Below are 14,913 nucleotides of genomic sequence, written 5' to 3' on the forward strand. Positions count from 1 at the left end.
GTTATTTGTTTAAGAAATTAAGTATCTCATCTGCTACCTTTTCAGGTGTAAACCCGAACTTATTGTCCAGTACTGATGCAGGTGCTGAGTAACCGAAGTGGTTCAGTCCGATTACTTTACCGTTTGCTACAAGCCCTTGAAGCGTCACAGGCAAACCTGCTGTCAAGCCCATTTTTGGCAGACCTGATGGCAATACATTTTCCTGATAGTCAGATGACTGATCACGGAACAAGCCTTCAGAAATAACAGATACCACATTGCAGTTCACCTTACCTTCCAGCAGTCTTACTGCCTGTACAAGGGTAGATACTTCAGAACCTGATGCCACCAGCACCACTTCAGGGTTCTCATTTTCCACTACTGTATAAGCACCTTTTCTTGCTTCTTCAGCCAACGACTGTCCATCCTTAAGTGGCAGGCTTTCGATATTCTGACGGGAAAGAATCAAACCTGAAGGTCTGTTGTTCTCCTTCATCATCATATCCCAAGCTACTGTTGTCTCATCTGCATCCGCAGGACGAAGTGCCAACAAACTGCGCTTGCCTGAATGGTTATATAAATGTTCGAGTAATCTTAATTGTGCTTCCTGCTCAATTGGCTGATGCGTTGGTCCATCCTCTCCTACACGGAAAGAGTCGTGCGTCCACATAAACTTGACTGGTACTTTCATCAATGCAGCCATACGCAGTACAGGTTTCATATAGTCTGAGAAGACAAAGAAGGTTGCACATACAGGTACCACACCACCGTGTAATCCCATACCTACTGCAATCGCTGCCATTGTCAGCTCTGACACACCTGCCTGCAGGAATCTGCCGGAGAAATCTCCTTTTACAAAAGCAGTAGTTCCTTTCAGGAAAGCTTCTGTCTTGTCTGAATCAGCCAAGTCAGCTGAAGCGACAATCATATTTTCTACCTGCTTCCCGAATTGCTTAAGTACGTTGGCAGAGGCTGCACGCGTGGCTACTCCTTGCTGTTGTTCTACCAAACTCATATCAAAAGCAACCTCCTTGCTGAAGAATTGCTCCAGTTTTGCAGCTAGCTCAGGGCTTGCTTCTGCCCATTTTTGTTGTTCTGCATAACGGTCATTAGCATACGCCTTTTTATCTGCCAGTATCTTAGCGTAGTATTCAGCTACTTCAGGGAAAATCTCAAAAGGGTTCTCAGGGTTTCCTCCTAGATTTTCTACCGTTTTATTAAATGATGCACCAGCATTGGACAATGGCTGACCGTGTGTAGAACATTTGCTTTCAAAGCTATCTCCCTGCTCACTTACTGCACCTTTACCCATCACGGTTTTACCGATGATCAGCGTTGGTCTCTCCTGCTCATCCTGCGCCTCTCTCAGTGCTTCACGGATTGCTTCTGCGTTGTTACCTGCAATGGTTTTCACATTCCAACCCCAAGCCTTGTACTTGGCAGCTGTATCTTCAGCCGTCACTTCCGCTACAGTTGTGGAAAGCTGAATATCGTTGGCATCATAGAACATGATCAGATTGTTCAGTCCCAAGAAGCCTGCAATTCTTCCGACACCTTGTGAAATCTCTTCCTGAATGCCCCCATCCGAGATGTAGATGTAAGTCTTGTGTGACATCCACTCTCCAAAGCGTTCAGCTAGAAAGCGCTCTGCAATGGCAGCACCCAATCCAAAGGCATGTCCTTGCCCCAATGGACCTGAAGTGTTTTCCACCATTCGCATGACATCCACCTCAGGGTGTCCAGAAGTTGGGCTATCCCACTGTCTGAACTGCGCCAGCTCTTCCATGCTGTACTTGCCACACATTGCCAATACTGAATACAACATTGGAGACATATGTCCAGGATCAAGGAAGAACCTGTCACGATTGATCCACTGTGGGTTTTCAGGGTCAAATCGAAGAAATTCTGTAAATAGGATATTTATAAAGTCCGCTCCTCCCATGGCTCCACCAGGGTGACCTGATTTGGCTTTTTCGACCATAGCAGCCGAAAGGATACGAATATTGTTAGCGGCTTTGTTCGCCAATTCATTTTCAATATTTACTTCCAGTATCATTGGTTTAGCGATTGTTGTGAGGCAGTAGCACCTACTGCCTGCTTGTTGAACAGTAAGTAACGTGATATGAATGAAAATGTAATTCTTGTCGAACTTTTCACGATGGATTAAAATCCATCGCTATTATATCTTGACCTTTCAGGGCAAATGTCCCGAAGGGACTAAATATATTAGCGATGGGATGAATCCCATCGATTCGGTATATCCAAATTCAGCCAGCATTACAAATCCATAATTTACGTTACTATCAATCTATGCCTGAACAGCTTGCAGCTCTTCCGCCTTGCGGTGGTCTTCTAGGAACTGAGCCAATCCTTTGTCCGTCAATGGGTGGTTTTTCAGAGAAGTGAACACCTTCAGTGGACAAGTCGCTACATCAGCACCGATCTTGGCACATTCCAGCAAGTGAATGGTATGACGAACAGATGCACAAAGAATTTCTGTACCAAGGTTATAGTTCTCAAAAATGGTTTTGATCTCGCTGATCAGTTCCAAACCATTGAATGAAATGTCATCCAACCTTCCGATAAATGGAGAAACATAAGTAGCGCCTGCCTTAGCTGCCAACAAAGCTTGACCTGCTGAGAAAATCAGTGTACAGTTGGTACGGATACCTTTACCACTCAGGTACTTGATTGCCTTCACTCCATCTTCAATCATCGGAATCTTCACGACGATCTTGGGATCAATAGCTGCCAGCTCAAGCCCTTCTGCAATCATTTCCTCATAAGTGGTTGCTATCACTTCTGCACTTACGTTGTCCTCAACAATGTCACAGATAGCTTTATAATGTGCCATTACATTAGCTTTACCACTAATGCCTTCTTTGGCCATGAGGCTTGGGTTGGTTGTAACGCCATCCAGAATACCCATATCATAAGCATGTTGGATTTCCTGAAGGCTTGCTGTATCGATAAAGAATTTCATAATGTTGATGTTTAGTTTGGATAAGTATTGAACTAATTACCGCTTACTGATTTTTGAGTCGATTCGCTTGGCCCAAAAAGCACAGCCGTTACTGTCAAGTCCTGTTAAAAGAATTGTCGGACACTTGTTCTCCCAGTCCCATCCCCTTGCCAGCAATGGAGTCAGGGTTTCCTCCCCTAATGTGAGGGTGAGCTTGGTTTTACCATATTGCCAAGTTCCGCCATCTGAAATCGTATTGTCTTGTGTCAGCTTCCATACATCTGAAGTATGGATTTCATCATCCCTGAGCTGACCTTCACCCCAAAGCACCTGTCCTTGCCATAGCTTTCGGTCAGAAATGCCTCTGTTGAAACGAATCACTTCCCAGTTTCCAACCACTTCACCTTCCTTCACTTCATCCTGCGGCATACCTGTGTAGCGTTCTGGCGAAAGCACTGGCCAACCATCTGCTGTCCAAAGCATTTCTTGTACATGCATCACCATCTGAAGGTTCTCAGGAGATAACCTCGACTGGTGCAGCATAAAGAACTTATCTTCTTCCCTGATGACTCCACAGTGTGCGTTACCTGCCCAACCGCTATGGTTATTGAATTGGTAAGCACCTGTCAACCTTGGATAGTTGTTGGTCGTATCCGCCATGTCATTTCCGAAGAAATCCAGAAATGGCCCATCAGGATTGTCCGAACGTCCTACCCTTACATTATAGGTAACCATCAGGGGATCGTAAGACACAAAAAGGTAGTACTTGTCAAACTCAGGGTTGTAGATAATCTCAGGAGCCTCAATCACGTTGTCCTTGCCTGCAGCTCTTCTGGCTACACATTTACCCTGATCTCCCAGTTGCTTAGGCAAGCCACTTCGCTCATCCAGCGCAATGCAATACAGTCCTCCGAAGTAAGAACCGTAAATCATATACTGCTGTCCTGTTTTCTGATCAACAGAAATGGTGGGGTCAATGGCATTCATGCGGTCACCATTTACCGTTTTGACCACTACATCCTTATGTTTCCATCCGTTTGCAGGGTCTTTACTTGTTGCCATACCTATATAAGAGGTCTGCTTACCAAAGGCACTCACAGAATAATAAAGGCGCAGCTCTCCGTTATGCTCAAATATGTAAGGTGCCCAGACATTACCGGCTCCTTCACCATTATTGGCGTTATGGACATGCTCAACCGCTTCCTGTGGAATTTCGTCAAAAGCCCAACCTACAAACTCCCAATTGATTAAATCCTTTGAGCGACGGATCTGGATAAAACCTTCCTCCTCAGGTGGGGTGATTCCTTCCTTTTTGAGACCGTCTTTATAATAGGCATCTGTTGAGTACACATAGTACCAGTCTCCAACCTTCAGACAAGATGGGTCATGTACATTGTAAACACCCCATTGCTTGTATTGGCTGATCGATGCCAAATGCTCATAGTTGTCTTCAATTTTCGGGTCGTAATCTTCGGCTGATGTTTTGACTGAAACAGCTCGTTGTTCTCCCCTTGTTTGGCACGACATTACCGCCGCTGACAACAGCAGTACATTTAGTGTATTCAAAAGTCGTTTCATCATTGCTTCATAAAAGTTCTGAAAAGTCGGATACAGTAATATGGATTACCATAGTCGATTGCTGTGCCCTAAAACTTCAGCCGTTTTGGAAACGCCAGTTAAAACAGTCAGTATTCGGAAAGGAACTGCCTCAGTTTTAGAACACCACTAAGGTCAGTATTAAAGTTTCTACAGGAGTGGACAGAGTCGTATGATACGTGCATTATTCAATACGGAAATTCTTTTAGCGTAAAAAATACGTTTTAGTCCACCTGAAAATCAGTGTCTGATTGACGATTTTAGCAAAGTGTAGCCGTAACGAAAACCTAGAGGAAATTCGTACGATAAAAACCTGATTGAAGCCATTTACTAAATTCTCCCCCACAAAATCATCTCTTTTCACACAATTGATATCCAACCAATCATAGATTAAAATCAAACCATCACAGCCAAAAACCCAAAAAGTGATAACTACATCTATCTCCAATTCCATAAAAATGCTAAAACCATCAAAAGTGAAATAATCCACCTGCAAAAACCGAAATAGTCCACCATAAATACGAAATATTAAACTTGTCTTTCATACACTTTAAAGACCTTGTGACTGCAATACAACAAGACAAAACAACAGTATTCGAGGAAGCAACACTTGTGAGAAAACGAGACAAATCGAGTAAATCAATTAGAGTATGAAAATGAAAAAAAGCATTACACACCTATTATATATAGTGGCGCTGACCTCCCTCTTTACAGCCTGCCAACAAAAGGCAGAGAAAGAGCAATTGGAGGCAACAGTAGTGAAAGAAAACTGGGGCAAATTACCTTCCGGTGAAAACGTGGGACTTTACCACCTTACTTCAACTGAAGGAATTCAGGTATCCATCTCAGAGCTTGGCGGCATTATAACGGCTATCAAGACTCCTGACAAGCACAACAAACTTGAGAATATCACACTTGGGTTTGATAACCTTTCGGGTTATCTGCAACCGCTCCCATATTTTGGTGCTACGATCGGGCGTTACGGAAACCGTATTGCCAAGGGACAATTCTCTATTGGGGAAAACACTTACCAATTGGCTACTAACGATGGGAATAACCATCTACACGGTGGTAAAAAAGGGTTTGACAAGGTGCTTTGGACTGGCTCTTCTAATGTGGAAGGAAACAAAGCCTCTCTTAAACTTACTTACCTGAGCCCTGATATGGAAGAAGGTTACCCTGGGAACCTGAATGTAGCGGTTACCTTTACGCTTGAGGGCAAGAAACTTTCGATTGCCTATGAAGCTACTACCGACAAGGATACACATGTGAACCTAACCAACCACGCTTACTTCAATCTGGCTGGCAAGGGTACCATTCTGGATCACACATTACAACTTTCCGCATCTTCTTATACACCTGTAGACAGTGAGCTGATTCCAACAGGAGAAATTATCGATGTTACAGGCACTCCTTTCGACTTTGCAACTCCTCATACAATTGGCGAAAGAATTGGACAGGTTGAAGGAGGATACGACCACAACTTCGTGCTTGATGGTGAAAACAATGTATTAAAAGAGGCTGCTGTTTTATCTGATGCGCAAAGCGGGCGTACGTTGCAGATTTCCACTACAGAACCAGGCATTCAATTCTACTCAGGAAACTTCTTGGATGGTAGCTTGGCAAATGAAGTACGTCAATTTGAGCAGTATTCGGGACTTTGCCTTGAGACACAGCACTTCCCTGACTCACCAAACAACGAAAGCTTCCCTTCAACTTTGCTGAAGGCTGGAGAAACTTATCATTCTTTCACTGTACTGGAATTCGGATTACTTCCTCAAGTACAATGATCAATAGTAGAACCTATAACTAAACTAAACCATAAAAATATAATTGATGATGAAGGCATTAAATTGTACAATCGCTTTTCTGCTGGTAATGGTGCTGGGGGTACAAGCACAAAATAAAATCACACTTCATACAGACGAGGCTGACACTAAAATCAACCGTGAGATATATGGTCATTTCGCTGAACATTTGGGTCGTTGCATTTATGATGGGCTTTATGTAGGTGAAGGTTCTGAGATTCCTAATATCAGAGGTTTCAGAAAAGATATTGTCGATGCACTGAAGGATATGAAAGTACCTGTACTGCGTTGGCCAGGTGGTTGTTTCGGTGATACTTACCACTGGAAAGATGGTATCGGAGACAAGTCAAAACGTCCCTCTATCGTCAATGTACACTGGGGTGGCGTAACAGAAGACAACAGTTTCGGTACACACGAGTTCCTTGACTTCTGTCAGGTAATCGGTGCAGAGCCTTACATCAACCTGAATGTAGGTTCAGGTACGGTACAGGAGGCTGCTGAGTGGGTAGAGTATATCACTTCAAACAACCAAAGCCCTATGACTGACTTGAGAAAGCAAAATGGTCGTGAAGAGCCTTGGGATGTTAAATACTTTGGTATTGGTAACGAAAACTGGGGTTGTGGAGGTAATATGACACCTGAATATTACGCTAACCTGTTCCGCCGCTTCTCAACTTACTGCTACGGTGCTCAATACCGTATTGCAGGTGGTGCCAATGTAGATGACTACCACTGGACTGATGTACTGATGAGAGAAACCAAAAACGTTCCTCACCTGATCAACGGCTTATCTCTTCACTACTACACTATGCCTGGCGGATGGCCTCCAAGCCGTTCAGCAACCGATTTTGGCAAGCAGGACTGGCACGACACCATGTACGAAGTACTGCGCATGGATGAGCTGATTACAAAACACTCCAATATCATGGACACTTACGATCCTAACAAGCGTGTAGGACTAATCGTCGATGAGTGGGGTACTTGGTTCAAATCTATGGAAGGTACAAACCCAGGCTTCCTGCATCAGCAAAATACACTAAGAGATGCACTGGTTGCAGGTGTAGGTCTGAATATCCTGAACAACCACTCAGAAAGAGTGAAAATGGCCAACATCGCTCAGATGGTGAATGTATTGCAGGCGGTAATCCTGACCAAAGGTGATCAAATGTTACTGACTCCTACTTACCACGTTTTCAAGATGTACAGCGTTCACCAGGATGCTCAACTGGTACCAATGCACCTAGCCTCTGAGAAATATGAGATGAACGGCAGAACACTGGATGCTCTAAATGCTTCCGCTTCTGTAAAAGACGGGGTGTTAAGTATGACACTGTGTAACCTGAATCCTGATAAAGATATCGAGGTAGAATACGAAGTGACAGGAGATGAATATACAATGGCTTCAGGACAGCTCCTGACCAGTAAGAACATCACTGACTACAATGACTTTGACAAATCGACAGAAGTAGTAACCAAACCATTCAAGGTGAGCAAGCCTAAAAACGGAAAAGTGAAATTCACGGTTCCATCCAAATCAGTTTTGCTTGTGCAATTGCAAGGAGAGCAAAAGCTGTAAAAGCTAAAACCATGTTTCCTCCCCATTGGCATGGGGAGGAAACTTGACTACATCAGCACCAAAAGTGCTAACATCCAAATTCTTGAGGGACCACTCCAATACCCAATGACTTTCACATATTCCCTCTCTTGATAAATATGAAACTTGGAAAGATGCAATCAACAAATTCTACATCTACTCAAAGCATGGCTACCTCTACTGATGTACAGGAAATTGCCCGTCAGCAGGAAGCAAAAGTCTGGTTGGATTTTTTGAATGGAGATGAAAATGCCATTACACAACTTTACGAGTTGTTTGCCAAAAAGCTTTACAACTACGGTAAGCAGCTCACATCAAGCCATGATTTGGTAATGGACTGTATTCAGGATGTGTTCGTTACCCTTATCCATAGTCGTGAAAACCTGAGCAAAGTAGCATCTGTTCGTGGATATTTGTATGTAAGCTTCAGAAGAATGATCCTGAAAAAGATACAGCAAAACAGCCGCATGGTACTCACTGACCAGATTAGCGACAGCCAAGGTTTTATGTTTGACCTAAAACCTGAAATGATGACCATCAATAACCTGTTTTCACATCAGCAACACAAGCTGATCAGGAGTGCCTGCAATAAGCTTCCTGTCAGACAGAGAGAAGCTTTGAGCCTTTACTTTTTTGAAGAAATGAGCTACAAGGAAATTGCTGAAACAATGGGTTTTGAAAAGGTTAAGTCTGTGCGTACCACCATTTACCGTGCTTTGGAAAAACTTTCAGACATGCTTTCAATCCATGAAGAGGAATTGAGAATCTCATAAAAAAACACACTATTTATTAGAGGGACTAGGACGACTATTAACAAAAATACATTTCTGTAAAGCAGTACTTTAACAACACACTATACACGCCATTTGCTAAAACATAACCGTTTGGATGCATTGAATCATTATAAACCGTAAATTACACTGCTTATTAATAATCATTGACCAATTATCAGGAATATCAGTTCCTCAATAAACTAACATACACACTAAATGAAGGTATTATTTCAAATACTGTCTTGTCTGCTGTTGCTCTTGGCAACACCTGCATTCAGTCAAGATAACTTTCAGCATATCACAATAGATCAGGGCTTACCACACAATACAGTAACCAGTATTTTGAAAGACAAAGAAGGTTTTATGTGGTTCGGAACCTGGAGTGGTGTATGTCGGTTTGATAGCCGAGAGGTAAAGAAGTTCAACAAACTCAATTCAGGCCTACAGGATGATGTTGTACTCTGCATGAAAGAGGACAAGGTGAATGGCTTTATTTACTTCGGCACCCGCTCAGGAGGCATCAACGTCATAGACAAGAAGACACACCAAATCAAAACCATCACTGATAAGATAAAAGGAGAAATCAATGATTTTCAGATAGGTAAAAATAAGCGTGTACTTTGGGCGGCATCCAACCAAGGACTTTATAAAATTACTTTTTCATCTGACTTTATCGTTAAGCGTATTGAAATACTGGATACTGAAAATTCTTCTCTCAAAACCAATAATATAACCACAATTCATCTGGACACAAATGGAATGCTATGGGTAGGAACTGCCGAAGGAGCATACCAATTCAACGACAGCAGCCAACAACTTACGAAACTGGACAGGGTTACAGAACTGTTTTCAGAAACCCACATCACCAGTATTCATGAAGACACTAGAGGTGATTTCTGGATAGGTACCCTCTATGGGCTATACCACTTGAATCATGTCGGCAATATGAAACATATCTTCTTCCATGAAGATGGCAACCCTAAGACTCTGCCACACAGCACCATCGATGACGTAACGGAAGATCATCAGCAAAATATTTGGGTAGCTACCTTAGGTGGAATTGCAAAGTATTCTTTGGAAAACCAGACCTTTACCAGATATACACATTCTGCTACCAACAAAAACAGCCTCAGCTCCAATTATGTAAAGTGCCTGTACATAGACAAAGACTTGTTATTGTGGTCTGGTACTGACCAAGCAGGTATCAGCTACATGAACCTAACCCCTCCTATTTTTAAGAGCCTGAAACCAATTCCCGGCGATAGGACATCTCTCTCCTCTGAGTTAGTCAATGCCATCTACGTTACGGATAAACACTGGTTTATAGGCACTTCCGGAGGTGGACTCAACATGATTTCACCAGACAATAAAGAAGCTAACAGGGTCTTTGATGCGAGTAACTCCCCAATTGGCAACTTTATTTCGGCACTTACACCTCTGAATGAGAACAAGTTACTGATCGGCACTTGGGGTCAAGGCGTTTTTATGATGGATTTTTCCAAACCTAACCCACAGTTTGTTCCAGTCAAAAACATAACAGGTGTTGGCCTGTATGTTTCCTACATCCTGCATGCCTCTTCAGACTCCATCTATGTATCTACGCCTGAAGGCATTTATGTAACCAACGCCAAGCAAAGCAATGGGCATAACTTTGCATTCCATAAAAACAGTAAGATCAGCAACATAAGAGATGTTGGGATTTTGCTTGAAGACCATCAGCACAATCTATGGATCGGGACAACCAAAGGCTTGCACATGTGGGACGTCAAAAAGGATAAGGTACACAAAATCAACAACGAATATATTACAACCTTAATCGAGAGTCCTCTCAAAGAGCAGATTTACTTTGGTACCATTGACAAAGGGGTAGGTACAGTCTCTAGCAAACTTTCCTCAAAGATTCTGCTGGATGAGAAAAGAGAATTGAACAACAACTCTGTTTACTCAATCCTAAGTGACCAAAAACAGCGACTGTGGATCGGAACAAATAAAGGGCTTACCTGCTATTCCCCTCAGGATAGTTCCTACAGGAACTACGACAAGTCAGATGGCTTGCCTTCCAACCAGTTTTACTGGAATGCATCCTACAAGCAAAACAACCGTGCCTTGTTTTTTGGAACCACACAAGGGTTATTCCATTTCGACCCTTCCAAGGCTGACAAAGAACACGCTCCTATTCCAACATACATAACAGATTTAGTCGTTATCAACGATTCAATTTACAGTAAGGCTTTTGACGGAAAAGAAATCATTCAATATGCCCACGACCTAGAACTCAGGCCACAGGAAAAGTCATTTACATTTCAGCTTTCAGGGCTCAATTTTATCAATGCCCACAAAACCCGTTTTCTCTATAAACTGGAAGGGGTTGACCAGACTTGGCATGAAACGGGTGCTGACAATAAAACCATCACCTACTCTCATGTAAAGCCTGGACAATATGAATTATGGGTCAAGACGGGCTACCAAGAAGGACAATGGGGTAATCAGATTAAAAAAGTAGGTGTCACGATTCATCCTGCTTTCTATCAGATGTTCTGGTTTTGGGGCGTTGTCGTCAGCTTTGCTGTTGTCCTATTATATGCACTTTATGAATGGCGTATCAGGGCTGCCAAACTGGAAAATGAAAAACTGGAAGCCATCATTGCCAAGAGAACTGCATTTATCGAAACACAAAAGGAGCAAATATCATCGCAAAGGGATGAACTGATCCAGCTGAACAACAACCTGAAGGAAATCCATGAAGAGAAAATTGAGTTCTTTATGGATATTGCCCATGAATTCAGAACGCCACTTACGCTGATCATGGGTCCTATTGATGAGATTGAGAAACAAATACAGCAACACCCTCATCTGCAAAAACAGATGGCGGTACTGTCCAAGAACAGCCGTTACCTGCTGAACCTGACCAACCAAATTCTTGATTTCAGAAAATTTGAGAAGGGGAAATTCAGCCTTAATTATTCACCTGTCAAACTAAATGACTATCTGGATGATTTGGTAAACGGATTCCGTGATTATGCCAATGGACACAGTATCACTTTGGCTACAGACTTTTCAGCACTTCAGAACAGCGCTGCCAGTATCGACGTGGATCATTTTGGAAAAGTGATTTACAATTTACTGTCCAATGCCATTCGTTATGCGCAATCAAATGTGACCCTTACGGTTGAGGACAAGGACGATACAATCTATGTAGCATTCTCGGATGACGGGATGGGCATCAGTCAGGAAAATATCGAGAAAGTATTTAACCGATTCTTTTCCCAAAAATATGTCTCCATTGCAGGAAATGGGTTTGGGGCAGGCATTGGATTAAACCTTTCCAAAAAGATTATTGAACTGCATCACGGGGATATCACACTTCAAAGTACAGAAGGGGAAGGAACGACTTTCACCATCCATATTCCTAGGGGTACTGATGAAATCGCTGAGAACATTCCTTCCAATACCTACATCAGAAGCGTTCCTGAACTGGAAGTGACCAATAAAAAAGAAGCTGTACCTGATAAGGATACTCCTGAAGAAAAAGACAAGGAGCGTCAGCATACCCTCCTGATTGTTGAGGACAACCACGAAGTAAGACAATACCTCAATAGCATTTTGGAGTCAAACTATACCATATTGCAGGCAAGTGACGGTAAGGAAGGCATCACCATGGCACAGGAAAATATGCCAGACCTCATCATTTCGGATGTAATGATGCCTCATGTCAATGGCATGGAACTCTGTGCAGAACTGAAAAGCCATGTCAACACCTGCCATATCCCAATCATACTGCTGACAGCCAAATCATCGGATTTAGCTCGTTTGGAAGCACTGGAAAAAGGGGCTGATGGATTTGTAACCAAACCATTTGTTCCTGACTTGCTGAAAGCCAGAATTACCAACCTGCTGACACAGCGAGAACGCTTGCGTAAGGTACTGCAAGGCAAAGACATTGAAGAGATATCAGAGCTCACTGAAAACGACTTGGATAAAGCGTTCCTGAATACTGCCAAGGAAATTGTCTATAACCACATCGACAACCCTGAGTTCAATCAGGAGCTTTTTGCCCGTGAGATCGGAATGTCCAAAAGCTTGCTTTACAAGAAGATCAAAGCTGTGACAGGAGAAAGACCAACTGATTTCGTCAACAAAATACGAATTCATAGGGCTTGTGAATACTTGAAGGACAAACAAACCCAAGTGACAGATGTTTCGATTCGGGTGGGTTTTGCAGATGCTAAATACTTTAGCCGCTGTTTCAAGAAACATAAAGGGGTTTCACCCAAACAATACCAGCAAGCACCTTTAGTTGACTAAACAAAAAAGACGGTCTGATGAGACCGTCTTTTTTATGATAAAACAAGTGGAGCCTAAGACTGGTTAGCCAATTTCCTAATGTCCCTGTTTTCCAAAATCTTTAATTGCTGAGGATACAGAACAGAGTTGATCATCGCTTGACCGATTTGGGGACTTTGAATGACCGAATCCATTTTCTTAAAGACTGGGAACAATGGTTTTGTAACTGTATACATCAGGTTATACCAGCCTGTTTTTGACTTAACGCCTTTCTCTGGAAGTATCGCGCCAGGCCTGAAAGCGTAAGCATCTTTGAAACCAAGCTGTAGAACCATGTTTTCGGTTTTACCTTTAACCCTAGCCCACATCGTTCCTCCTCTTTCTGAACTGTCTGTACCTGTCCCTGACACATAGTTAAACACCATATCAGGATTTAACTCATGCAATGTCGTGGCAAACTCCTCTGTCATGGAATAGGTAATTCTGAAATAATCATCTTCTGACATGCCAAGAGCAGATACACCCATACAATAAAAGCAAGCGTTATAGCCTTCTAGCTGCTCCCTTATCGAGCTAATATTTGAAAAATCCTTATGGATAATTTCCTTCAGTTTGGGGTGTTGGATATTGAGACTTTCCCTATTGATGATCAATACAGAAGCTACATGTTCACTTTCCAGACATTCAATCAGAACCGATTTCCCTACCATTCCGGTAGATCCCGTTACTATGGCGTTTATTTTCATTTTCCTTTTTAAAACTATCAGAGGTATTTGGTCCAATAAGCTACCAATTACCTTCCGTTATCGAAATATATTTTTCAGAATTCAAGTCTTTTAAACTATGTCATCTCATCTGATACAAAGGTCTTTGACGGTGCCTTTATTTATGAACACAAATTCCTGAAGGTTGATAACAAATTACGGATAAGAACATGCTTCAATTCAGTTGTCTGAAGAAGACCTACTTTGAAAACGGCTTGCTATAGACCAAAAAAAGCGATCTGGGTTGTACCCAAATCGCTTCCGAGTTTCAATAAATACCAGCCTGCTTACAGCATCATCCCTCCTGATACTTCTATGCGCTGACCATTCACCCAACGAGCCTCTTCCGAACACAGGAAAGCGACTACACCACCAATATCATCAGGCAAACCCGCACGTCCTAAAGCTGTAACACTTGCGATCTGACTATTTACTCCTTCATTATCTCTTACTCTACCTCCCCCAAAGTCTGTCTCAATAGCGCCAGGTGCTACCACATTGGCAGCAATACCACGACCACCCAACTCTTTGGCAAGATACCTTGTCAATACTTCCACTCCCCCTTTCATCGAGGCATATGTCGAAGAACCTGGAAAAGAAAAACGGGCAAGTCCAGATGAGATATTGATAATGCGTCCACCATCATTGAGAAATGGCAAAGCTTTTTGTGTCAGGAAAAACACCCCTTTCAGGTGTATATTCACCATTTCGTCAAACTGCTCTTCTGTAGTTTCTGCAAAAGGAGCATAAAGGGCTGTACCAGCATTGTTGATCAAAAAATCAAAATTTGAACTGCCTGTTTCTGCTTTTAGCTTATCAGACATTTGCTGTATAAAGCCCTCAAACTGACTTACATTGCTGGTGTCCAACTGAAAAGCATAAGCTTGCTGTCCAAGTGACTGAATTTCTTTTACCACCGCTTCTGCTTTCTGCTGATTACTGTGATAGGTCAGTACTACATCAATGCCTTTTTTTGCCAGGCTGATAGCCATATTCTCTCCCAAACCACGGCTTCCGCCAGTAACCAATGCAATTTTACTTTTTGTCGTTGCCATCTTTTAACCTTTTTCAATTACTAAAACTTATTGAAACAAAGGTCAGTCAAAAAGTAGGGCAGTGGTTTGCAAACATCAAATCATTGATTGCAAAATTC

The 14,913-nt window shown here is 42.5% G+C and carries 9 protein-coding genes; 4 read left to right on the forward strand and 5 right to left on the reverse strand.

Going from position 1 to position 14,913, the window contains the following annotated elements; translation table 11 throughout:
• Position 1: 1 nt before the first annotated feature.
• The 3 genes from V6R21_RS05075 to V6R21_RS05085 form a co-directional block, all read right to left on the reverse strand.
• Entirely contained in the window at positions 2–2,035 is a 2,034-nt protein-coding gene (locus V6R21_RS05075; protein ID WP_334241457.1) for a transketolase family protein, read from the reverse strand.
• A gap of 252 nt (positions 2,036–2,287) precedes the next feature.
• Positions 2,288–2,962: a fructose-6-phosphate aldolase gene (gene fsa, locus V6R21_RS05080; RefSeq protein ID WP_334241459.1), complete on the reverse strand. Its 675-nt coding sequence runs from the start codon at positions 2,960–2,962 to the stop codon at positions 2,288–2,290.
• A 36-nt stretch (positions 2,963–2,998) separates the two neighbouring features.
• Positions 2,999–4,522 carry an arabinan endo-1,5-alpha-L-arabinosidase gene (locus V6R21_RS05085; protein WP_334241462.1) on the reverse strand — a complete coding sequence of 508 codons (1,524 nt, stop codon included), beginning with the start codon at positions 4,520–4,522 and terminating at the stop codon, positions 2,999–3,001.
• A 665-nt stretch (positions 4,523–5,187) separates the two neighbouring features.
• Between V6R21_RS05085 and V6R21_RS05090 the strand changes: the two genes are divergently transcribed.
• From V6R21_RS05090 to V6R21_RS05105, 4 genes are all read left to right on the forward strand, one after another.
• Positions 5,188–6,327, forward strand: a complete 1,140-nt coding sequence (locus tag V6R21_RS05090; RefSeq protein ID WP_334241464.1) for an aldose epimerase family protein — start codon at positions 5,188–5,190, stop codon at positions 6,325–6,327.
• A gap of 46 nt (positions 6,328–6,373) precedes the next feature.
• Entirely contained in the window at positions 6,374–7,921 is a 1,548-nt protein-coding gene (locus V6R21_RS05095; RefSeq protein WP_334241466.1) for an alpha-N-arabinofuranosidase, read from the forward strand.
• 137 nt (positions 7,922–8,058) lie between these two features.
• Positions 8,059–8,712, forward strand: coding sequence for an RNA polymerase sigma factor (locus V6R21_RS05100; RefSeq protein ID WP_334241467.1), 654 nt, complete (start codon positions 8,059–8,061; stop codon positions 8,710–8,712).
• A gap of 216 nt (positions 8,713–8,928) precedes the next feature.
• Positions 8,929–13,017 carry a hybrid sensor histidine kinase/response regulator transcription factor gene (locus V6R21_RS05105; protein ID WP_334241469.1) on the forward strand — a complete coding sequence of 1,363 codons (4,089 nt, stop codon included), beginning with the start codon at positions 8,929–8,931 and terminating at the stop codon, positions 13,015–13,017.
• A gap of 53 nt (positions 13,018–13,070) precedes the next feature.
• Here V6R21_RS05105 and V6R21_RS05110 read toward each other — a convergent pair whose 3' ends face one another.
• The gene (locus V6R21_RS05110) at positions 13,071–13,742 is read right to left on the reverse strand and encodes an NAD-dependent epimerase/dehydratase family protein (protein ID WP_334241471.1); all 672 of its coding nucleotides are present in this window, start codon (positions 13,740–13,742) and stop codon (positions 13,071–13,073) included.
• A 305-nt stretch (positions 13,743–14,047) separates the two neighbouring features.
• Positions 14,048–14,815, reverse strand: coding sequence for an SDR family NAD(P)-dependent oxidoreductase (locus tag V6R21_RS05115; RefSeq protein ID WP_334241473.1), 768 nt, complete (start codon positions 14,813–14,815; stop codon positions 14,048–14,050).
• Positions 14,816–14,913: the final 98 nt, after the last annotated feature.

Origin of the sequence: Limibacter armeniacum (assembly GCF_036880985.1) — a bacterium.
In the GTDB taxonomy this organism is placed as follows: Bacteria; Bacteroidota; Bacteroidia; order Cytophagales; family Flammeovirgaceae; genus Limibacter; species Limibacter armeniacum.